This window comes from Candidatus Viridilinea mediisalina, from assembly GCF_002532535.1.
In the GTDB taxonomy this organism is placed as follows: domain Bacteria; phylum Chloroflexota; class Chloroflexia; order Chloroflexales; family Chloroflexaceae; genus Viridilinea; species Viridilinea mediisalina.
On the sequence record NZ_NQWI01000009.1, the window covers coordinates 1 to 22,162 of the forward strand.

16 protein-coding genes and 2 tRNA genes are annotated in these 22,162 nt (G+C 57.7%); 4 read left to right on the forward strand and 14 right to left on the reverse strand.

Annotation, left to right across the window (positions count from 1 at the left end):
- Positions 1-189: 189 nt before the first annotated feature.
- The 5 genes from CJ255_RS03300 to CJ255_RS03320 all read right to left on the reverse strand — a co-directional run bounded on the left by CJ255_RS03300 (position 190) and on the right by CJ255_RS03320 (position 8,941).
- On the reverse strand, positions 190-594 hold the full coding sequence (locus CJ255_RS03300; protein ID WP_174714048.1) for a MaoC family dehydratase: 405 nt from the start codon (positions 592-594) through the stop codon (positions 190-192).
- Between the two features lie 15 nt (positions 595-609).
- The gene (gene hisF, locus CJ255_RS03305; RefSeq protein WP_097642681.1) at positions 610-1,398 is read right to left on the reverse strand and encodes an imidazole glycerol phosphate synthase subunit HisF; all 789 of its coding nucleotides are present in this window, start codon (positions 1,396-1,398) and stop codon (positions 610-612) included.
- A gap of 99 nt (positions 1,399-1,497) precedes the next feature.
- Positions 1,498-3,282: a hypothetical protein gene (locus CJ255_RS03310; protein ID WP_097642682.1), complete on the reverse strand. Its 1,785-nt coding sequence runs from the start codon at positions 3,280-3,282 to the stop codon at positions 1,498-1,500.
- A gap of 275 nt (positions 3,283-3,557) precedes the next feature.
- Positions 3,558-5,972, reverse strand: a complete 2,415-nt coding sequence (locus tag CJ255_RS03315; RefSeq protein ID WP_097642683.1) for a glycosyl hydrolase — start codon at positions 5,970-5,972, stop codon at positions 3,558-3,560.
- 122 nt (positions 5,973-6,094) lie between these two features.
- Positions 6,095-8,941, reverse strand: a complete 2,847-nt coding sequence (locus CJ255_RS03320) for a glucosidase family protein (RefSeq protein WP_097642684.1) — start codon at positions 8,939-8,941, stop codon at positions 6,095-6,097.
- 556 nt (positions 8,942-9,497) lie between these two features.
- On the opposite strand from CJ255_RS03320, the gene CJ255_RS03325 reads away from it, so the two are divergent.
- On the forward strand, positions 9,498-10,679 hold the full coding sequence (locus tag CJ255_RS03325; protein WP_165774547.1) for a M23 family metallopeptidase: 1,182 nt from the start codon (positions 9,498-9,500) through the stop codon (positions 10,677-10,679).
- 192 nt (positions 10,680-10,871) lie between these two features.
- Here the strand turns inward: CJ255_RS03325 and CJ255_RS03330 are convergent, their stop codons facing one another.
- From CJ255_RS03330 to CJ255_RS03370, 9 genes are all read right to left on the reverse strand, one after another.
- A complete protein-coding gene (locus CJ255_RS03330) occupies positions 10,872-11,057 on the reverse strand; it encodes a type II toxin-antitoxin system HicA family toxin (RefSeq protein WP_097642685.1) in 186 nt (61 codons plus the stop codon).
- On the reverse strand, positions 11,057-11,275 hold the full coding sequence (locus tag CJ255_RS03335) for a type II toxin-antitoxin system HicB family antitoxin (protein ID WP_097642686.1): 219 nt from the start codon (positions 11,273-11,275) through the stop codon (positions 11,057-11,059). The genes CJ255_RS03330 and CJ255_RS03335 overlap by 1 nt, the downstream gene beginning before the upstream one ends.
- Before the next feature lie 300 nt (positions 11,276-11,575).
- Positions 11,576-11,651, reverse strand: a tRNA-Ala gene (locus tag CJ255_RS03340).
- 61 nt (positions 11,652-11,712) lie between these two features.
- Positions 11,713-11,789: transfer RNA gene (locus tag CJ255_RS03345), tRNA-Ile, on the reverse strand.
- Between the two features lie 109 nt (positions 11,790-11,898).
- A complete protein-coding gene (locus tag CJ255_RS03350; RefSeq protein WP_097642687.1) occupies positions 11,899-14,139 on the reverse strand; it encodes a 6-phosphofructokinase in 2,241 nt (746 codons plus the stop codon).
- A 566-nt stretch (positions 14,140-14,705) separates the two neighbouring features.
- A complete protein-coding gene (locus tag CJ255_RS03355) occupies positions 14,706-15,377 on the reverse strand; it encodes a bifunctional nuclease domain-containing protein (RefSeq protein WP_320410728.1) in 672 nt (223 codons plus the stop codon).
- 161 nt (positions 15,378-15,538) lie between these two features.
- Positions 15,539-16,810, reverse strand: a complete 1,272-nt coding sequence (locus CJ255_RS03360; RefSeq protein WP_245863155.1) for a S1C family serine protease — start codon at positions 16,808-16,810, stop codon at positions 15,539-15,541.
- A gap of 7 nt (positions 16,811-16,817) precedes the next feature.
- Entirely contained in the window at positions 16,818-17,816 is a 999-nt protein-coding gene (locus CJ255_RS03365) for a phytoene/squalene synthase family protein (protein WP_245863157.1), read from the reverse strand.
- Positions 17,817-17,901: 85 nt separating this feature from the next.
- Entirely contained in the window at positions 17,902-18,849 is a 948-nt protein-coding gene (locus CJ255_RS03370; RefSeq protein ID WP_097642690.1) for a MerR family transcriptional regulator, read from the reverse strand.
- A gap of 313 nt (positions 18,850-19,162) precedes the next feature.
- On the opposite strand from CJ255_RS03370, the gene CJ255_RS03375 reads away from it, so the two are divergent.
- The 3 genes from CJ255_RS03375 to CJ255_RS03385 all read left to right on the forward strand — a co-directional run bounded on the left by CJ255_RS03375 (position 19,163) and on the right by CJ255_RS03385 (position 22,085).
- Complete coding sequence (locus CJ255_RS03375; protein WP_124681794.1) at positions 19,163-19,708, forward strand: DUF4351 domain-containing protein; 546 nt, start codon at positions 19,163-19,165, stop codon at positions 19,706-19,708.
- 141 nt (positions 19,709-19,849) lie between these two features.
- Positions 19,850-20,821 (forward strand): GDP-mannose 4,6-dehydratase, encoded by a 972-nt coding sequence (locus CJ255_RS03380; RefSeq protein ID WP_097642692.1) that lies wholly within the window; start codon positions 19,850-19,852, stop codon positions 20,819-20,821.
- Between the two features lie 151 nt (positions 20,822-20,972).
- A complete protein-coding gene (locus tag CJ255_RS03385) occupies positions 20,973-22,085 on the forward strand; it encodes a nucleotidyltransferase family protein (protein WP_097642693.1) in 1,113 nt (370 codons plus the stop codon).
- Positions 22,086-22,162 lie beyond the last annotated feature (77 nt).

Consider the following 22,162-nt stretch of genomic DNA (forward strand, 5'->3'; position numbering starts at 1 on the left):
GATGGCCCTCACCCCCTACCCCCTTCGGCAAGCTCTGGTTCGACAGGCTCACCAACCGGGCACCGCCTCTCCCGCGTGGCGGGAGAGGGGCGAAGGCAACACTGTTTTTTTGCGTTTCTTTGCGCTCTTTTGTAGCAATGAACATATTTTCTATTTTCTCATTTCTATATCCTCCCCCTACAAATGGTATCACTCCCCACAAAAGACCAACGACTCGCCCTCTACCACAACCTCACCATCCTGATTGACCACCTGCGTTGCCAAGGTCACAATCGGTTTATCCTCGCGCATATGGATAACTTCAACCGTGGTGGTTACGGTGTCGTTGATGTAGATCGGCTTGCGAAACGAGAGCGTTTGCTTCAAATAGACTGTGCCGGGGCCGGGTAGACGCATGCCAAGTACCGCTGAGATCAGACCGGCGGCGAGCATGCCGTGGGCAATGCGACGGCCAAAGCGCGATTCTTGGGCGGCTAGTTCGTCAATATGCACCGGGTTCTGGTCGCCACTAATTGCCGCGTAGAGAACGACATCGGCCTCGGTGATGGTTTTGCGCATGCTGGCACTCTGGCCAATGGTGAGCTTGTTGATCATGGAGTGTATTCCTTTTCAGGCTATCGTTCCCGCACGCACGGGTATGCCACGTTCGCGCAGAAAGGCTTTGACTTGCGCGATGGTGTATTCGCCAAAGTGGAAGATTGAGGCGGCGAGAACGGCATCGGCGTTGCCTTCCGCTAAACCCCGGAACATGTCTTCGGGTGAACCTGCACCGCCCGAGGCGATCACTGGCACCGAGACGGCGGCACTGACCGCTCGGAGCAGTTCGAGGTCGTAGCCCTGCTTTTGGCCATCGGCATCCATGCTGTTGATGCAGATTTCGCCTGCGCCCAGTTCGACGCCCCGCCGCATCCATTCAAGCGCGTCGAGGCCGGTGGGCCGTGCATTGGCACCTGTGTGGGTAAAGACGGCCCAACGCGGCGGCTCGTTGGGGCCGTTGACCCGCCGTGCATCTACTGAAAGCATGATGCATTGGCTGCCAAAACGTTTGGCCCCCTCTTCGATCAATTGGGGATTGAGGACGGCTGCGGTGTTGATTGAGACCTTGTCGGCTCCGGCGCGCAGCATGCGGTACATGTCCTCGGTGCTACGCAACCCGCCCCCAACCGTCAGCGGAATAAAGACCTGGGCCGCTGTCTGTTCCACCACTTCAACCATAATCGAACGCTCATCGCTCGATGCGGTAATATCGTAAAAGACCAACTCATCGGCACCTGCTGCATCATAGGCTGCCGCCAGCACCACCGGATCGCCTGCGTCGCGGTGGTTCACAAATGAAACCCCCTTCACGACCCGGCCAGCTTTTACGTCAAGACAAGGGATGATTCTGCGTGTGAGCATATGGGTTCCTTTTGCGAGGACGCGAGGACGCGAGGATGCGAGGATGCGAGGATGCGAGGATGCGAAGCCATCGCCTCTTCGCCTCACGCATCCTCATTACTATTCGCTCCAAATAGTATACTCCCGTTCTGGCTCAAGCAAAAGACGCTGTTCGGCTTGGAGCGGGCCGTCATCAACGCGCATGGTCTGGGCGGTACCCATTGGCCGCAATAGCACCTCAATCGGACTGTCGGTCTGGATGCTGTAGCTGGCGTTGGGTTGATCGAGCCGCAGGTTGATCCGTGCGCCCTGGTAGCTAAAGCCAGTCAGATGATCATCGGGGATGGCTTGGTAGGGCCGTGGGGCCACAATCAGGGCGGCGGGGGTCATGGTGAGGCCATAATGCCCGCCGTAGATCGCCATAAACCACCCGGCACTATCCCAGGTACGCCCGCGATCATTGCTGTCGCCCGGGCCATAGCGGGTGTTGGGCCCGGCACTGAATTCGACCACTGGCGGATTGGTGTTCTCAACCATACGCACGTAGGCATCCATGATCGCTTGGGCATCCCCTGGGAAGCCGAGCATACTGTAGGTCGGCGCGGCGCGCCCAACAATCCAGGGCGCACTTGCGTCGAGCATCCAGACCGGCACCGGCGGATCGACAACGCGGCGCACCTCTGGCTCATAGCCGCCCAGGGTGAGCCTGAAGGGGGTCGGGCCGTCAATGAAAGTCGGGAGGTTGCTGTGCAGCACCTCGACCAACGCGGGGTAGTGTTCATCTTCGGGCGCAATCAGGCCACTCTGCAGCGCCGCAAAGACGCCAAAGGTCTCCAAAATTGGCACCACGCGGCCATCGTCATGCTTCCAGGCAATCGGCCAGGGCTGATCCTCCAGCCAGTAGCCCCCTTCGGCCAGAGGCCGGTTGAAGCCTGCCCGCAGGGCCGCCGCCCGCTCGCGCCAGATGGCGTCGTTGAGCCCTATCATGGCCTCAAGTTCGGCCAGTTCCAGATAGGCGCCGTAGAAGCGCGCCATGGCATAGGTGTGCAGAGGGCCATTGCGAACCGAATCATAGTAGCCGAAGGGAAAGATGTCACGATCAGGAAAGCCATCGCCACTGCTTGAGAGGCGTGCAATCCATTCGCCAATGCGGAGCAAATTGGTACGGTGGCGCAGGTAGAACTCGCGGTCGCCCGTCTTCGCAATATAGACATAGGCCGCGTGCAGCAGATTGGGCATACTATCCCAACTCTGGCGATTCTCCCAATCAAGGCGCTGCCCACGCAGATAGATCGTCTCTGGCGCAACCCCCTCAGCACTCACATAGCCCATAAAGAGCGCAATATTATCGGCAAAGAGGGCCATATCGCCCAGTGCATAGCTATAGCCACTGATTGCATAGTCCAGATCGCGTGTCCAGACGCTGTTGCTGTAGTTGCGCTGACTCGCACGCAGCCCGCGATAGCTGCCCACAGGGATAATGTTGGCATAGTAGCCATTATCGAGCAGCAGGCGATCAACGGCGGGATTGTAGCTCGCCCGCGCCTCACCTTGGCCCACCTGCAAAGTCGGAGCCAGTGGCGCCACCGCAGTAGCCGTCGCCTGCAAAGCCACCTGGGTCGCAACCTGCTGCGCCGTCGCCGTCTCCAGCGCACTCGCCGTTGCCTGCTCCACCACTGCGCTCGCCGTCACATCCACCGTCGGCAGAGGCGTCACCGTCATGGTCGGCTTAGGGAAATCGGTCGCAAGCAACGGGGCAATCACTAACGCACTAGGCTCTTGGGTGGCTGTCCGCATGTTACCTTCACGCGTATTGAAGGCCATGACCACCAGCAGCAGCACGGCAAGGATCGCCACAATCAAGAGCAGACGGAAACGGACGCCAGTTGAAGCTGAACTATTCATGGTTATGTCTTTTGTTGCGTGGTGGCTGAGCCTGTCGAAGCCCACCACGCAACAAAAACGATTTGGGTGTGACCAACATTAGGGTGTGTGAGGGAACCTGGTTCCCTCGCGCTCCCCCAACGATTAGGGTGTGCGAGGGAACCTGGTTCCCTCGCGCTCCCCCTCCGTTGGAAGGGTTGTAGGGCGGTGCCCTACAACCCTTCCAACGGAGGGGGAGCGCGGTGGCTGAGCCTGTCGAAGCCCACCGCGCCGCCAACACAAGAAGAAGAACGCAGCTACTCAGCGAGAATCTCGTTCCCCAAGAGGCCAAGCTGCACATGGAAGGGGGGCTCGTTCTGGGGGTGCAGCTCGAAGCGGGCGCGCTCGAACCACTGGACGGTATACTCGCGCCCGTCGCTGAGCCGTTCGACCTGCGGGGGCGAGATGGGTAGCCCAAAGAGGGCCAAGTTTTCGTCAATCGTCTTGCCGGGCAGCCCGTCAAGCTCAAGCCCATTGGCTCGCCACATGGTCAGAATATCGCCACAGATACTCTGGCCCGTCTGCTCAAAGGAGAGACAACTGGCATCGCCAGCAACCTTGGGGAACTGCGTCCAGTCACGCTGCTGCTGCTCTAGCCGGTCGGCCCCCAGACGGCCCAACAGCACATCGTAGGGCCGGGGGTTGGCGGGATGCAGCTCGAGGCGATTGCGCTCAAACCATTGTACCTGAAGACGTCGCCCTTCGATCTCCTCTTCGCGCTGCGGCGTCTTGGGGTAGCCAAAGACCGGCAGGCCGCCATTCTGCTCCCAGAATTCGCGGATACGCCCAGAGATACAGTAGCCCGTTTCGGGGAAGCAGCGTTCACCCACCGTGCTTGGTGGCTGCGGCGCTGGAGGCTGCGGGGCTGGGGGCGCGGTCGGCTGCGGCGCAGGGGGCTGCGGGGCGGGTTGGGCCGTGCCGGGCCGGTGGGTCAAGAAGAAGGGATTCGGCCCAACCCCCAGGGTTAGCATGCCACCCTGAGCACTCAGGCTACTCTCGCTGCCCCAGAGATCCACCAATACCGCTTGGGCCGACGCGCTCGGCACACTCACTTGGGTCACGGTGGGTGCCCAGAGGACATCCACCACCTGGCCATCGGGACGATTGAAGCGCACGCCGTGGGCTTCGGGGCCACTCAGGGCGCTAATATCATCCAGATAGATCGTGCCTGAGCGCACCGGACTGCCCTCATTGTCCAGCACAATCGCCTGGAGGCTGGCCGGGAAGCTGAGGGTACTGCGGTTGCCACTGATGCGGTTGTAGGATTCCACATTGCCGATGATGGACGTAGAGAGGAACTGCCAGCCGGGTGCGCCCACATAGCCCAAGCGGTACTGCAACACCTCACCGCCCGCGCCGCGCAACCAGACCTTCAGGGCGTTGCCGCCGCCATCGCCATAGACCCAGATGCCCAGGCTGGTGGCATTGTTGGGCAGGCTGGGGCGCGAGCCCGCATTAAAGACCACATAGCGATCGCCGGTCGCGGGGAAGTTGTAGCTCAACTGGCCTGAGTAGGAACCGCTACGCTGTTGGGCGCTACTCTGGGTAAAGGTGCCATGGGGCTGATTCCCGCGCTGCCAGGTTCCAAAGCGTTCAAAATCGAAGATCACCTGCGGCGGCACCAGATCAAGCAGGCCCACCGGATTGGCCCCACCAACCTGCTGGTTCAAAGTACGCATCGCAAAGAAGGAAGGCTTGGCCTGATTGTAATCGGTGAGGCCACTTGCATAGCGGAAGAGCCCATAGTCTTCACCATTGGTGCCATCCTTGAGTTTATACCAGATCACCCGCTCAACTCCAGCGGCACGCAGCAGCACCGAGGCACGCACAAGGAAATTGGCCTGGTCGGCATCACTAAAGGCCACCCCACCGCGCCCACCGGGGCCGGTAGACCAACCAAACTCAGTGGCCCAGATCGGCTTCGTACCCAAGCGATCCACGAGGGCCTTGACCTGGCCCACACCAGCGGGGCCAATCTGCCCCTCTTCAGGGCCCAGCGGATCGGTGTAGGGATGGATGGCCACAATATCGAAGCTATTCCAGCCACCATGATCGGCAATCATTTGCAACCATGTGGCCGCTGGTTCAGGCGAAACTATTCCTGCAGCAAGGATGCGCGCATTGGGATCAGCAGCGCGGATCGCCTGGGCTGTTGTGCGCAAAAGGTTCGTATAGGCCGCCGCACTCGGCTGGGGCTGCCAGTAGAGCGGATTATCGGGCTCATTCCAGACCTGCCAGTAGCGAATGCGATCCTTATAGCGATTGACCACCGCACCCGCGAAGTTGGCAAAAGCATTGGGATCGGGCGGGAAGAAAGCGCCCCCTGGGTTACCACCTGTGGCCCAAGCGGGAGTTGGCCCATTCAGCACCCCAATGATATTGATGCCCCGCGAGGTCAGTTCATCCACCGCCTCATCGTGGAAGAGCCAATCGTAGGTATTTGGTTCTGGGCTCATACGATGAAACTGGAAATCCTCACGCACCCATCCAACCTCCAACTCACCCAAAGGAGCGCTAGGTACGGCCATACTACTTGGATCAGGGTAGCGCGTTGCAATGTGGCTATTGATGCCAAACGCAGAAGACCCCGGCGCCGCTTGGATCGGCGTGAGCGCAACGACCAACGGAACGATCAGCAAGCCCAACACCAACAGACGGATCGCAGAACGCATGACGGCAAGCTCCTTAGAAGCTGTCTGAAAAGCTCGTGGGCACGCGTTGGAGTGCCGGCTTTAGCCGGCTGAAGCCGGCACTCCAACACTAGTTCATAGACTTTTCAGACAGCCCCTTACTTTTAACCTACATCCAAACTCTCCACCACATAATCCAACCCCGGCTCCACATCCAACACCACCTCCGGCAAGGCTTCACCACCATTCACCCGTAGCAACATACTGCGCCCCATGGGGCGAAAGATGATCGTAATTGGCTGACTTGCCTGTACACTGTAGACATAACGGGCCGGATCGAGCGCCAGTTGAACCACGGCATCTTGGTAGACAACATTGCCGATACCATCATCCTCAACCTGCAAAAAGGGCTGTGGTTGCACAATCAGGGCAGCGGGGGTCATTTTGAGGCCATAATGACCCTGATAGATAGCCATAAACCAGGCCGCATACTCCCATGAACCGCCACTCCCCTCACGGCCCGCACCGTAGCGCGCCGTGCTATCGGCATAGAGACGCGGCATCGTACCGCCACTGGCAACCTGCTCGTAGGCATTGAGGATGCGTAGGGCATCATCGGGGTAACCGGCGCTGGCATAGGCAGGCACGGCCCGCCCGACAATCCAGGGGGCACTGGCATCAAACTTCCACTGCGGCAGGGGCGGGGTAATCGTGCGTCGCACATCGAGCTCATAGCCACCCAGGGCCAAGCGCAGCGGCACCGAGCTATCCAAGAGCGCCGGCAGGCGCTCGTGCAGTGCGGCCACCAAGGGAGCATAGCGCGCATCTTCGGGCCCAATCAGCCCACTGTTGAGTGCCGCAAAGACCCCGAAGGTCTCCAGGACAGACACGATGCGCCCATCGGCACGCTTCCAGGCAATGGGCCACGGCTGCCCCTCCAGCCAATAGCCGCCATCGGCCACCGACTGATGAAACCCGCTGCGCAACTGTTCGGCCCGCTCATGCCACTGGTTCGTACCCATCGTGAGCCGCGCCTCCAGCTCAGCAACCTCGTTGTAGGCAGCATAGAAACGGGCAATCGCATAGGTATGCAGCGGCCCATTCTCAGCCGAATTATAATACCCATAGGGAAAGATATCCCGATCAGGCATGCCATCGCCAGTTGTGTCAAGATCAGCAATCCAATTGGCAATACTGAGTACTTTACTCCGATGAGTCAAATAAAACTCAATATCGCCCGTTTTTGCCACATAGGTATAGACCGCATGGATCAAGTTGGGCATACTATCCCAACTCTGGCCATAGATATAATCACTCTGGTTGGCAAAAATACCTTCAGGCACGACACCATTGGCCCCAACACCCTCAAGCAGCAATTCAATGCTATTACGGATCACACTGAGATCGTTCAGGGCATAGCTATAGCCACTGGTTGCATAATCAATATCGCGTGTCCAGACACCAGAAATGGGATCAGCTCGATTAGCTTGGAGCACCTCGCGATTGCGCAGGGTAATAACATTGGCCTCATAGCCTGTCTGCAAAAACTGAGCTTCCAAGGTCGTGTTGTAGCAACTGACCGCATTGGGCGCAAGGCGCGTCCGTGCCGCACTACACAACGCCGGTGGCGCAACGGGAGTGGGCGTTACCTCCAGCGTGGGCGTTGCGCTCGGACTGAGCGTAGGGCTCGGTGTAGGCAACTCAAGCTCCTCCATCGCACCGGGAGTGGGCGTCATACGCGGGCGACGGGTCGCAGTTGGATCGAGGGCCACTGCCACAGGATTGGGTGAGCTATCGGTAAGCGTTGGGTTGGAGGTCGTGGTGGTAGCATCCCCATTCCGCAACCGCAGCGCCAAGCCAGCACCAGCAATGAGCATGAGCAGCAGCAGCAGTGCACCACCCGCCAGCATGAGCCATGGTGCGCGTGCAGCGCCGGAGTTTGGCTGCACCTGGGTAGACGGCACTGGCGGCACTGGCGGCTGGGCGGCACCACCAACAACCGTCGGCACCCCGGCTGCTGACCCCAGCACAGTTTTGGCTGCCGTCAGCTTCGTCGCCTGGCCAGCCGAACTCACAACCGTAGACGCAGCCATACTCCCCTGCGTCGCTTTGGCCAAGGCTTCCAACCAATCAGCCAAGCTAGGACAGTCACTCGGCGTAGCACTCGTCCATGCCAGCGCAAAGAGTTGCGCCACCTGCGGCCCCCAATGGTGGCTCAGGCTATGGTGCAACTGGTCGTAGCGCTGACCAGGCTGCTGCAACTCTTCGGGCGCAAAATAGCTCGTTTGGCTCGCCAAAGCTCGCATTGGCGCATCGCACCAGCCCAACAGCTCTGCCAAAAGCATCGCCCCAGCAAAACGGTCGGCAGAGGGATGCCACAAGCCATGCGGCTCAGCCGGATGGTTATAGCCAAGCGATAGTGGGGCTAAGGGCTTAGGCTGGGCCAAATGCGGGCCATAGAGCTGCTCCACATCCACCAACGCCAGCGGCGGGGCCAGTGGCGGGGCCAACAACCCCGGCAAGAGCAGATTAGCCCCTGACAGATCACAATGGGCCAGATGCTGCTCTTCAAGTGTGGTCAGCAGCAACGCCAGATGATAGGCAAAGTAGAGGCTCTGCTCATGGGTGAGCGTCTGGCTCTGGGCAATCACAACCTGCCAGGTTGGCCCAGGCATCCACGGCATCAACGCAGCATACTTCAACTCAGGATGCTGCTGCAACACATGATCGTGCTGGCCCGGCTCAAGCACACGGCGCGCACAGACCTCAAGGCCCGCAATGGAAGCCAAGGGAGCAAGCTGTTGCGCCTGCGACACCAAAGCGGGCCCGCCAAAGGGCACCTTAAAACTCTTCAACGCCCACAACTGGCCATCAGATGCCTGAAGCTGAAAAACAACCCCCTGACGCCCCTCCTGGCTATAGACAGTCCCGGGTGCAGCAGGGTGGGCCATAAAACGATAGGTGCCCCCATCAATCGTCAGGGTTTCACCAGGACTTGGACGAAAGGGCATGGGGTTGGCTCCGATTTGTATGGATGCGTATGCGCATACCTAATTTCTCTGTTGGTCATAGTGTTTAGTTGCTATTATAGCTTTCGCCTTAGATTCTTGCTTACTATCCATGGTTAAAGCTTTACAACCATAGGGCCAGCCCTACAACCCGCTGTTGGGGTGAGCCCCAAACTCAATTTTGTTCTTTCGTGTTGGCGGCAAAGCCGCCAACACGGAACAACAAGAGTTTTTTTGGAGGAGGCGAAGCCTCCCCCACCCCCCCGCCGGGAGGCTTAACGTAAGCAGCGAAGCCGCCAAAGCCGAACAACAAGAGTTTCATTTTCAGAAAAATTTGACCATTTTCTCAGCATGTGCTACTTTACACTCACTATGTGGCCGGAATAATCCAGTCACCCCCCTTTGCATCGTGTTGCGGCCCCTGTCTGCCCGCACACTCCGGGGCCTGCTATGGCCCTGATCACCTGCGGTCGTGCGCCCTGTCTGCGCCGACCTGATCCAGGCACGATCAGGGGGGCTTTGGCCCCCCACAAATCACCCAAGGAGGTGTCTCATCGTGATGAGTCCCAGTTTGACTCGGTCGTCGTGTGGCAACCCATTTCGTCGCCACCGCAAGTTCAGCGCCTGTGCGCTCATGCTCTTTGTCCTCTCCCTCTTGTTTGCACTTACGCCGCAGCCTGTTGCTGCTCATCCCACCTTTGTGCTACCTACCGTCCCTGGTGAACGTTGGCGGATCATTCAAGGCTATGCCTGTGGTACGCACAATGCATGGGATCGCTATTCGCTCGATCTCGCTCAGGTTGATGGTCCTACCTACAATGCCCCCATCCGCGCCGCCCTGGGCGGTACTGTCTGGCATTGGCAACTGAGTAGCGGTACGCTCATCCTCAGCCACGGCAATCGCCTCTTTACCATGTACACCCACCTGTCGCGTGCGGTGACAACCCAGCGTGGTGCCTATTTCGAGGCGGGTCAGGTGCTTGGCTACGCCGGTGATCGTGGTTCGCCCGGTATTCCCCACCTGCACTTTACGGCCTACACGGCCAACAGCGACGGCTGGAGTGGTCGCCAGTCGATCCCCTTGCGCTTTGCTGAGGGCTACAACTTCCCTGAGATCGGCGGCTGCAACCAGCACGGCGGACGGATTGTGGTTGCCTCCTCGCTACGCGATCCTGAAATTCACTTCAGCAGCGAAGCCGAAACCGGCGTCTGGTACAACACCAACCAGCGCATCGAGTTTACCAGCGAGTGGTCGGGCGGTGGTCTGAGCCAAGCTTGGAACAGCGAACCAGCCGCAGATCAGCCCCAATTCCCCGGCTCGTTTGATGGCTACGCCAATCTCGCCGATGCCGGTGAGGGCATGCACACCCTCTATGTGCGCGTCTGGGGGCCCGATGGCCGCCAGAGTGTCGCTAGCTTTGGCCCGTTTGGCTACGATACAACGCCCCCCCCAACTCCCGCGTCTATCCCCGACATGCGGATACAACGCCCCAGCGTCGTCATCGTACCCTGGCAGCCCGTTGAAGACGAACACTCCGGCCTAGCTGGCTACCGCGTCTACGTTGGCCCTGATCCCGCCGGTACCTCAACGTGGTTCACCGAGGAACCCTTTGTCCGAACTGGGCTACTCGGCCCCGGCGACTACTATGTGCGCGTGCAAGCGATTGACCGCGTGGACAACAAAAGCGAATGGGCCACGATTGGCAAGGTGATTGTGGCTGCGCCAGATAGTGACGAGTGATATGCAGGGTGTACGGCCATAGTTGCGATCTGAGTGACAAACCGACGCGCAGCCCACTTAAAGATCGAACCGCTCCTGATGCTGCATGATCTACTCACGCCGTACTAGTCCCTTTTGCCCCAAGTACACGCCAAACGCCCCCAGAAGCCGCTTTTTCGGCTTCTAGGGGCGTTTGGCGTGTCTAGGGTACTTTTAGGGCTGTGGGATCTCGAGATCTTGGCAGATTTTGCGGGCTAACATGTCTGCAATCTCACGGTGGCGCGGAATGGGGGTCTGTTCACCATTAGCAGGGTTGGTGTAGATGCTATGCCTCCCCCCTTCACGCAGCAGGGTACAACCGTGGCGCTTGAGATGGCGGATGAGATCGGTACGTTTCACTACACCCCCACGGCCAGCGTTTCACGCTGCAGAACCGTCTTCCCCACGAGATTGCGCTCACTCTCTTCACGTTTCGTAGCGAAGGTGAGTTCCAATGCATCCCGTAAGTTCTCACGCGCCTCTTCTATCGTCTTGCCCTGGGTATGAACGCGAGGCATTTCGGCTAACCATGCGACAATCCACTCTCCATCTTGCACATAGACCGCTGTGAGGTTCATGCTGCGCTCCTTTACTGGCTTGCTGCCTTCATTGTAGCACCGCCCCTACCCCTCCGTCTATCACCGACCGCACCTACAGCCACTCCTTTGAAGCAGGCGAGCGCAAAGCAATAGCGATCGCCGCCAACACACTTTTCTAGCGGAATCATACCAATTACCCTTGAACATGCCGCATTATCAAGAACGCGAAAACCCATTGGGACGCCATGTTCGGCAATCGGCAATCTACAATCGTAAATGGTATCACTCCCCCGCACACAAAAACGCGGAACCTCACTCGTGAGATTCCGCGTTCTAACGTGGTGGAGCGAAGGGGATTCGAACCCCTGACCTCCTGCGTGCAAAGCAGGCGCTCTCCCAACTGAGCTATCGCCCCGCAAAAAGAAAGAATGCAGCATGCAGAAACGCAATTCCGCGTGCCACATCCTGGATTGCACTGGTGGGCGTAGGTGGACTCGAACCACCGACCTCGATCTTATCAGGATCGCGCTCTAACCGGCTGAGCTATACGCCCTCTCAACGCTTGCGATTGTATCATTAGTACCTTTGCTTGTCAAATGCGGAAAACGCTGTTTTCTTTCGTGTTGAAAGAAAACAGCGGGGTTGGGGTACAGCAGCCCTCATCAACCTTCATCGGCAGGTTGTTGACGCAGGATGCGCGAGATGTCGCGCAATTCCATCCACCACTGATCCCGGGGGCGTGCAAAATCGGGGTGCATGAGCCGAGGGAGGTCTTCGAGATCACGAATCTGCAACCGCCCGCCCCTGATGCCGATGAAGGCTGCATCAGGATTTTTACGGGTGGCGCGATCAATCAGGAATTCAACGCAGCGCACTGCTAACCGGGTAGCTTGGATGCGGTCGAAGGGCGACGGGCTACCGCCCTGTTGGATATGCCCAAGGATGGCTTGACGTACCTCAAAGACGGGCCCCCCTTCCTGTTCAAAGAGCGCGACCATAAAGCCGGTGGTATAGACCGCGTCGACGTTTTCGTTGCGTACCACTAGGCTCAAACGTTTCCCCCGCTTGAACCAATAGGTCATCTCATCAACGTCCGCCTGAAGATCGCGCAGGGTCACCCCCTCTTCAGGCAGATAGACGCGCTCCGCACCAGAGGCAAGCCCCCCCATCAGCGCGAGGTAGCCACAGTCGCGCCCCATGACCTCAACAACAAAGCAGCGGCGCGCCGCAACCGCCGATTGTTTGATCCGATCAACCGAATCGACAATACTATTCAGGGCGCTATCTGCACCAATACTCAGCTCTGAACCGGGCAGATTGTTATCAATCGTGGCCGGTAGGCACATGATCGGGATACGAAAGGCCGGAAAGTTGGTACGCTCGCTAAAGAGGCGGTGACAAGCTTGATAGCCAGCCAAGTTGCCAATCATGAGCAGGCCATCAATCCCGAAGCTTTCGATGTTACGGGCAATCTGGTAGAGCTCGGCACCTTGGGGAATCTTACGGTTCACCCCCAACTCGGCACCACCAGCAGTGGCCCAACCTGTCACACTCATCCAGTCCATTTCGTGCAGATCGCCATCAATCAAGCCCTGGAAGCCATTGCGAACCCCATAGACCTGGTGGCCTTGGTCTACGCTAAGGCGTACTGCTACACGCACCGCAGTATTCATACCGGGTGAGGGGCCACCCGCGTGGAGAATCGCAAAACGCAGCGGTCGTGTGCTGCCACTGCCACGCGGCGTGCTTGGATTGGATTGCATCAGAGTATACAGGGTGCGCAGCGACTCGCCAAAGCTCCCGCCACGCATCGCCAGTGCGCGTTCATAGTCATGGGCTTTAATCGCCTCCGCAACAGCGCGGGTCTCTTGCACACACTGCATCAGGGGCGCAGTGGTAATGCGATTCTCGCGGATACCAATAATCTGGGGTTCATCCTGCGGCTGACTAGCCAGCAGATGCTGTACGGCAGTATAACCAATCAACGAGCTCATCCAGCGGTCAAAGGCACTCGGCACGCCACCGCGCTGGATATGGCCCAGAATGGTCACCCGAGTATCCTCACCAAGGTTCTCTTCAAGAACCTGCTTTACTTGGTGCGCCGTAATCGGCACACCGTGGCGGTCGTGCGCCCCCTCAGCAATGACCACAAGGCTATCACGGCGGCCATTCTGCCGCCCGACGCGCAGAGCCTCACACATGGCACGCTGCCAATCATCGGCCTCAGGCGGTGCCTCAGGGATAAAGATCCAATCGGCACCGCCAGAAATAGCCCCCATCAAGGCAAGGTAGCCACAATTACGGCCCATCACCTCAACCACAAAGGTTCGTTGATGGCTCGCCGCAGTCGAAGTAATCGCATCAAGCGCCTCAGTAATGCGATGGAGCGCCGAATCGGCCCCAATGGTCATATCGGTGCCAGAAAAATCATTATCAATCGAGCCAACTAGCCCGACAATAGCGAGAAAGGCACAGCGCTCAGCCGTATCCACATCAATCTTTCCTGCCTCACGCAGCTCTTGTACTAGCTCTGGCCACTCACTGCGAAACTCAGCCGCGCCAGTCAGGCTCCCATCACCGCCAATGACCACAAGACGATGAATACCATGAGCCAACAGGTTGGCTACCGCCTGACGCCGCCCATCGCGAGTACGAAAATCGGCACTGCGTGCCGTACCAATCACCGTACCACCAAGATGGAGAATCCCACCAACACTGTCCCATTTCATGCGTCGAATGAAATCGCCACCACGGATCATCCCCTCGTAGCCCTCATAGATCGCATAGACCTCACAGCCACGACTAATCCCGGTACGAACGACGGCCCGCACAGCAGCATTCATGCCTTGTGCATCACCGCCACTGGTGAGTACGCCAAGTTTTATTTTTGCTTGAGCCAACATGCTGCCTCGCTCTCAATTGCAACAGTTGCACCGCAGACAGTATAGCATGGTGTCTCGCTCTTTTTTGTTCCGTTTTTGGGGCGAAAGCCCCTTTTTGTATATGATCACGTTATGCTTAATTGGCTCATTTGGTTAACATAACACAGGTAAATTTCAAAGGCTTGCAAAACAGCTCTTATCAGGTCATGATTCAAAATAAAGAATCATGTTGAAAAAAAAGATAAGATCACAGCCGGAACAGTAGGCATGTGGATAGTGGGGAGAACAGGCTCTATACGGCATTGTAGTGCCAAATACGCCTTGGGGATAACCGTGGGGATAATTGGGGAAAATGGGGATAACCATGGTTTGGGTGACAAACGAGTCATGCTAATCCACAAATCTTCCCCCACACATTACCCAAGTTATCCACAATACCTCCTAGTTATCCACAGTTTCGTACAACTTATCCACATCTTGTGGGAAATGCGGCAGCCCTAACGTTATGGGACAACTAGAACTAGACCACCCCCACTGGGGTGGTCTAGTTCATGAAACATGCGGGAACCTAGTTCCCACACATGCTCTTACGAAGATTTCTCTGAACCACCTTTTGGCGGATCATCAAGGTTAAGTGTGTTAATAAAATTGCGGAAGATGGACATCGATTCGTCGTTGAGTTCCGCTTCAGGTTCTTGATCACCGCTTGGCTCAAGTTGCCCGGCTTCATCAGGACTCGTTGCTTCGTCTTCATCAAAGAGGACGCCTGCTTGATCGAGTACGGCTGCTTCCACAAAGATTGGCACATCAGTGCGTACAGCAAGGGCAACGGCATCACTTGGGCGCGCATCTACTTCAACAATACGCCCTTGTTGCTCAATGACGATCCGTGCAAAAAAGGTGTTGTCTTGAATGTCATTGACCAGGATGTGAACAATTTGGCCACCCATCTCGCCAATCAGGGCTTTAAGCAGATCGTGAGTCATGGGGCGTTGCGGTTCATGGCCTTGAATTGCCATCGCAATCGCGTCGGCCTCAAAGGGCCCGATCCAGATCGGGAGGTAGCGCTTACTGTCGGTTTCGCGGAGAACCACGACCCGGTGTTGGGTCAAGAGGCTTACACGAATGCTGTCTACCACAACACGGATCATTTGTCGGCCTTTCGTGAAGGGTGATGCGACCGAACCTTCCAACACCTTGCTGGCCCGGCCAAACTGCTGCCCTGATCTTACCACGTTCTGAAAGGGTACGTCAAGCATGACATGCTGCGAGAGAAGAGGTGGAGAGGATTTCACCACTTGCGAGAAAGAGGTACAGAGGATTTCACCACAGAGGCACAGAGGGCACAGAGTTTTTATAGTGCTGGCGATTGCCCTACCACAGACTTCTCTGTGTTCTCTGTGTCTCTGTGGTGAAATTCTTACGGCCTTGCCTCTAAGGTGAGTTCCACCTCTGCCTGGCTACCATCAGGCTGCACAAGGCTTAAGGTAATGGTATCGTCCACGCTATGGTAGCGTTCAATCAAGCCGACCAACTGGTCGCTGTCGGCGACCGGATGGCCGTTCATGGCGATGATGATGTCGCCGCCAACCCTCATGGTTCGTCCGTCTAGTTCGCGGGGGATGTCGCCAGCCCGTAGCCCCGCTTGATAGGCTGGGCTGCCAGGGTGAACATCAAGGATCAGTACGCCACGGCCTACCGCAAGCTCCAAGAGATCGGCGTTCAAGGCATCAACTGAGTACATACTGATCCCCATCCAGGGGTGGTCGTAGTGTCCAGCGGTGATCAGTGTGGGCACTACGCGGGCGACCGTGTGGGCCGGTACAGCATAGCCAATCCCTTCAAATGAGTTGCTGCCTTGGCTTACCGCAATGGCCGTATTGACGCCCACCACTTCGCCGCGCACATTGAGCAGTGGGCCGCCGGAGTTGCCGGGGTTGATGGCGGCATCGGTTTGGACAATATTGGGAATGCTGTAGTTTCCGAAGGCGCGGCTCGGCCCGCGTAGGGTGCGCCCTAGCCCGCTGATGACGCCCACCGTGAGCGTGTTCTGCTCGCCAAAGGGGCTCCCAATGGCGATGGCAGTCTGGCCCACGGCAAGTTCAGCCGCAGTGCTGAGGTTGAGCGGCGCTACGCCTGGGGGCAACTCAAGCACACGGATCACCGCTAGGTCGCTATGGGGATCAACACCAATCAGATCAGCGAGCGCAGTCGTTCCATCAAAAAAGCGCACTTGCAAGCGGGTTGCGCCCTCAACCACATGGTGGTTGGTTACAATGTGGCCCTGATCATCAAAGAGGAAGCCAGAGCCCTGGCCGCTCCGTCGTTCAGGCAAGCCAGGGATTGGCGGATGGTTGGGGGGCAAGCGTCCGCCCACCACATCAATACTCACCACTGCTGGACTGGCGCGCTGGTAGAGTTCGATCAAGAGCTGCTCTTGACGCTCCACCACATCGGTCAACGCGGGCGCGAGGGTGGGTTGGGGCGCAATGGCGGGCAGAATCGGCCCAGGCGTCATCGGGGGGCGCGTGGTAGCCGTTGCCTGCGGTGCAGTCTGGGCTGTCGCCATCAGCGCCACCTGGGTCTGAAAGGCGCTCATGGTTGGTTCAGCCGTTTGGCCAAGCGGTAGCCGTTCAAAGCCACAGCCCGTCAGCAGCAGGGCGCTCAGAATCAGCCAAAAGAGGTAGTGCAATGCAAACTCACTTCCCCACCCGCCGGGTTGCAAGCCAGATGCGCGGCAAGCGGGCCATCTTCTCGCCCATCGTCAGGTAGGCGCGGCGCGTATGGGCATCATAGCCATTGGCTGCTAGTTTATCGAGGATGCCCCGATAGACCCAGCTCGCTGCTCCGATGGCAAAGCGACTATTGGCGGGCAGTAGCGCAATCCCGGGCCAGCTCTCATCGTAGAGCCGATGGGTACGGGCCACTTCAAACTGCATCAGCGCCTTGAAGCGTTCGTCGTAGACCCCCTCCAAGATGTCATCGCTACTCAAACCAAAGCGTTCTAGGTCTTCATGGGGCAGGTAGACGCGGCCTCGGCGGGCATCTTCCCCAACATCGCGCAGGATGTTGGTCATTTGCAGGGCAACGCCTAGTTTAATCGCATAGGGTTCGGCACCAGGGCGATGGCCGGTGATACCCATAACTAGCAGGCCCACAACAGAGGCGACGCGGTAGCAATAGAGCCAGAGATCGGCAAAGGTGGCATAGCGGTTGATCGAAAGATCCATCGCGACACCAGCCAACAGTTCATCTACCAAGTTTGGATGCAGATTGTAGCGGGTGCGGGTATCGTGCCACGCAACGAGGACGGGATCGTCAGTGGCTGGGTAGGGGGCGCGTGCCTGTTGCACCCAGATTGCGAGGGCGTGGGCCGGATCGCTTGTGGCCAGATCAACCGTATCGTCGGTTTTGCGACAGAAGGCATAGAGGGCACGCACCGCACGACGGATGTCAGGGGCGAGGAATTGAGAACTGAAAAAGAAGCTCTTCGAGTGGTGGCGAATAATCCGCTCACACTCAGCATAGGCTTCCGTGGTAGCGTGAGGGGGATGGGCCAAGCCCTCAGCGTGATTGAGGTGGGGCGAGAGGTTGGTCTGATGAAACAGCAGCGCGAGCTGCTCATCAGCGGGTAGGGGGTGCGCGATTGAACCTCGGGTGGCCCCCAGCACGAGCGAGGTTACTGGGTTCAGCGACACGCGGCGCTCCTTGGGCATAGCGCGAAAGTTTCTTCGTTTCTATCATACGTTAATCCTGAATGGATGGCAACTTACGTTGCGCAGTTCAGCGCTTGCCACTCAGCAGATCTGCGACATGATCAACTGCCTCTTGGGCATCGTGGCCAAGGAAAGTACCAGGCATACGCTGGATCAGCATAGGGTTGATGTTAAAGGCACGCCCACCGTAGCCAAAGTGGGGCGTAGGTGGTGGCAAGGCTTGGATGGCCCGTCCAGCCTCAAGCAGTTGCGTCGCCGTCTCGGTGGTAGAAGCAGCCACTGCGACAAGGTCGGGCTGCAATTGGCGTACCGTCTCAATCAGGTCGCGCAGCGGCACTTCAGGCCCAAGGTAGATCACCTGCCAGCCGTGGCGCACCAGGAAGACCGAGAGCATGAGTACACCGAGATCGTGCTGCTCGCTAGGGGCGCATGCGACGAGCACCAAGCCGCGCCCATCGGTAATATTGTAGGTATTGAAGAGGCCCGAAAGCTTCCGCCGGATGAATTGGGTCGCAAAATGCTCGGCTGTAACCGTGATCCGCCCGGCGTGCCACTGTTCGCCAATCTCGATCATGGTTGGCTGCACCATCTTGAGGAAGACCTCTTCCATCGGGTAGAGGGCAAAGGCTTCACCAAGAATCTGCTCGGCGCGGGTGGCATCAAAGTCGGTGAGCGCGGTGATCAAGCGGCTATTGAGCCGTTCCCATGTATGGGGCTCGGTATCAACGGCGGTACTCAGCCACGAGAGACTCGACTCGTTGCCATCGGTCATGAGCGCAATCGCTTGGCTAATCGTCAACCCCTCAGCCGTGCGGTCGCGCAGCCAGCGAATAGTTGCAATATCACGCTCCGAATAGAGGCGATGGCCCCCTTCGGTGCGCTGTGGGCGCGGCACACCGTAGCGTCGCTCCCACGCACGGAAGGTGTCCGCAGGTACCCCTGTCTCTTGCGCTACCGCTTTGGTGTTGTAGCGTGGCTTATCGGAAAATTGTGACAAGAAGTGTTGCTGCGCCATAGCTGCCCACCTTCCCAGAGGACTTGTACAAACTCAGTTTGTTCTTGACGTTATTGTAGCATTATGCACAAAACCTGTCAATGAAATGCACAATGGTGTTAGGGGCGTAGGCGCACAACATGCCAGCCTTGGCCCAAAAGCGTATCTTTTGGCCTCTTCCAGCGGTATATCTATTAGAGGCTGTCTGAAAAGCTAGTGGGCACGCGTTGGGGTGCCGGCTTTAGCCGGCTGAAGCCGGCACTCCAACGCCAGTTCATTGACTTTTCAGACACCCTCTTAGGAGCTTGTTGTACCGTGAGGAGTGGTTGAGGACTTGCGTCACCTCTACCGGCTCTTGGATCAACTCATGCGTTTGCCGCCTAGTATCGATGCGCCTGCGCGTGCTACAATGTATCAAATCGAACAGGAGGAGCGAGGTATGACCACCTTTGTGACGAGCTTTGAACGGCTTGCTCGTGTTGAAGCTAAGTATGAGATGGTGCTGCGCCAGTTGAAACTCAAGTTTGGGCCGTTTAGCGAGGCATTAGAGGTCCAGATTGCGACGCTGGACACTCCCCAGTTGGATGCACTCAGTGAGGCACTGCTCAGTTTCACGGCTCAGGGGCACCTTGAAGCATGGCTGCAAGGGCAGCGCGAGGGATGGGATGTTCCCTCATTTGATCCGTCTGTCTATGCTCAAGCTGAACGCAACATGGTGCTACGATTACTCAAGCGCAAGTTTGGTGAACTCAACGAGGCATTGGAAGCGCAGATTTCCGCCTTGCCTCCTTCGCTGTTGGCACCGTTGAGTGAGGCGCTTCTGGATTTCATGACGCAGGCTGAGCTTGATGCGTGGTTGCGGGAGCAGGTTGGGGGGTAGAAAGCTCTGTGCAACGGTAGGGCCACGGCAGCGCCGTGCCTTGCCCCTACATAGCGTTCCTTTGCCTTGGTGACGTGGTGGCTGAGGCGCTCGAAGCTACCCGCGCTTGCCAACCGGCAAGAATCGGCTATAGTATCAGCCATGCGCCTACTTATTACCGGGATCACTGGCTTTGTCGGTGGCTACCTTGCCGACTATCTGCTTACCCAGGCTGATTATCAGCTTTGGGGCCTTACTCGTGGGCCGGGGCGCTTGCCCCCCAACTTGGCCGGTCGGGTCAATGAGTTGTATGCCGATCTTGATGACCCTGCGGCGCTGCGTAGGGCGCTAGAGTTGGCTCAGCCTGAGTTGATCTTTCATCTGGCTGGCCAGCCTTTTGTGCCTGAGTCTTTTCGCGATCCAGGGGCTACCTTGCAGACCAATCTGCTTGGGACGTTGCACATTATTCAGGCGCTCATTGCCTTGCAATTGAAGCCCCGTTTGCTGCTTGTGGGGAGTTATGAAGAGTATGGCAACATAGCGCCTCATGATCTGCCAATTAGCGAAGCCTGCCCCCTGCGTCCGACCAATCCCTATGGTGTGAGTAAAGCGGCTCAGAGTCTGCTGGCAATGCAGTACCATATGAGTCATGGGCTTGATGCGCTCTGTGTACGCCCCTTCACCCATATTGGGCCTGGTCAGAGCGCCCGCTTTGTTACGGCGGCCTTTGCGCGTCAGATTGCACGCATTGAGCATGGTTTGCAACCTCCTTTGGTTCAGGTTGGCAATCTGAGCGCCCAGCGTGATTTCACCGATGTGCGCGATATTGTGCGGGCCTATGCTCTGCTTGCCCAGCACGGCAACGCTGGCCAGGTGTATAACGTGGGGAGCGGCCAAGCTGTTACGGTGCAGAGCATCCTCGACCATTTTGTTGCCGCCAGCACAACTACGGTTGAGGTGCAACCCAATCCCGAACTGATGCGCCCGATTGATATGCCTCTCGTGCTTTGTGATGCACGTCGTTTGCGTGACGCTACTGGCTGGGTGCCCAATCTTCCCCTGAGCCAAACCTTGAACGATATTCTTAACTACTGGCGCGACAGAGTCCTCCACGAGGAAGCTGGCAGCACATAGGTGTGCTTGCCCTCTGTTCTGCTGTTCCCCTGTTCTTGCTGTTCCTCTGTTCCTCTGTTCCTCTGTCCCCCTGTTCCTCTGTTCCTCTGTTCTTGCTGTTCCCCTGTTCCTCTGTTCCTCTTCTGCTGCCCTTCATATCAAGGAATTCTCTATGAAAGCTGTGATCCTCGTGGGTGGCCAGGGCACGCGCCTGCGCCCGCTGACCTGCAATATTCCTAAGCCGATGATTCCGCTGGTTAATCAGCCCTTCATTGAGTGGATGCTCATGCGCCTGCGCGATCAAGGGATCAACGAAGTTATTCTGGCTGTGCAATACCTCGCAGATCGCTTCCGGGCGACGCTGGGTGATGGTTCGCGCCTTGAGATGAAGTTGCATATTGTTGAAGAACCGGAACCACGCGGCACCGCTGGGGCGGTCAAGAATGTGGAATATCTGCTCGATGGGCCGACCTTCGTCTTTAATGGCGATGTGATGACCGACCTCGATCTGCGGGCGATGCTCGATTTTCATCGTGAGAAGCAGAGCAAGGTGACCATCTCGCTCACGCCGGTTGAGGATCCTACCCAATTTGGCCTCGTCGAGATGGATGCCGATCAGCGGGTCAAGCGTTTCTTGGAAAAGCCCCGTGTAGAGGATCTCAACAGTAATCTAATCAACGCTGGTACCTACATTATCGAACCGGACATCTTTCGCTATGTACCGCCCAACCAGTTCTATATGTTTGAGCGTGGCCTTTTCCCGGTCCTGTTGCAGACGGGCGACCCGATGTATGGGTTTCCTTCACGGGCCTACTGGACCGACATTGGTAAGCCGCCGACCTACATTGATGTCCACCACGACATTCTGATTGGCAAAGTACGCTACAACTTTCAAGGCCAACAGATCGCCAATCGGGTCTGGATCGAAGGTGAAGCAATCATTCACCCCTCAGCCCAGATTGTTGGCCCGGTGGTGATGGGTGATGGCACTATTATCGAGAAGGGTGCCCGGATCATTGGGCCTACGGTGCTTGGCCCCCGCTGCCAAATTGGCCCCGATTGCAATATCGAGGGCGCGGTACTTTGGGAAGATAACCGCCTTGCCGAAGGGGTCACGCTACGCAACAGTGTTTTGGGGCGCAACAACACCATTGGCGCCCGCTGCTTTATCGCCGATGGTGCAATTATTGGCGATGATTGTGTGCTTGGCCCCGAAAATCGCCTTGAACGGGGCATTCGCCTCTGGCCCGGTACGCAACTTGGCGAGAAGGCGGTTTCGTTTTAATGCACACCTCTTAATACCAATTACCCTTGAACATGCCGCATTATCAAGAACGCTAACGCCCATTGGGACGCCATGTT

Coding starts and splice junctions, on each gene's coding strand:
- CJ255_RS03310 (WP_097642682.1), bottom strand. CDS start 3,282: ATGAATAGTTCAGCTTCAACTGGCGTCCGTTTCCGTCTGCTCTTGATT.
- CJ255_RS03315 (WP_097642683.1), bottom strand. CDS start 5,972: ATGCGTTCTGCGATCCGTCTGTTGGTGTTGGGCTTGCTGATCGTTCCG.
- CJ255_RS03385 (WP_097642693.1), top strand. CDS start 20,973: ATGAAAGCTGTGATCCTCGTGGGTGGCCAGGGCACGCGCCTGCGCCCG.
- CJ255_RS03335 (WP_097642686.1), bottom strand. CDS start 11,275: ATGAACCTCACAGCGGTCTATGTGCAAGATGGAGAGTGGATTGTCGCA.
- CJ255_RS03380 (WP_097642692.1), top strand. CDS start 19,850: ATGCGCCTACTTATTACCGGGATCACTGGCTTTGTCGGTGGCTACCTT.
- hisF (WP_097642681.1), bottom strand. CDS start 1,398: ATGCTCACACGCAGAATCATCCCTTGTCTTGACGTAAAAGCTGGCCGG.
- CJ255_RS03350 (WP_097642687.1), bottom strand. CDS start 14,139: ATGTTGGCTCAAGCAAAAATAAAACTTGGCGTACTCACCAGTGGCGGT.
- CJ255_RS03370 (WP_097642690.1), bottom strand. CDS start 18,849: ATGGCGCAGCAACACTTCTTGTCACAATTTTCCGATAAGCCACGCTAC.
- CJ255_RS03300 (WP_174714048.1), bottom strand. CDS start 594: ATGATCAACAAGCTCACCATTGGCCAGAGTGCCAGCATGCGCAAAACC.
- CJ255_RS03320 (WP_097642684.1), bottom strand. CDS start 8,941: ATGCCCTTTCGTCCAAGTCCTGGTGAAACCCTGACGATTGATGGGGGC.
- CJ255_RS03355 (WP_320410728.1), bottom strand. CDS start 15,377: ATGCTTGACGTACCCTTTCAGAACGTGGTAAGATCAGGGCAGCAGTTT.
- CJ255_RS03325 (WP_165774547.1), top strand. CDS start 9,498: ATGAGTCCCAGTTTGACTCGGTCGTCGTGTGGCAACCCATTTCGTCGC.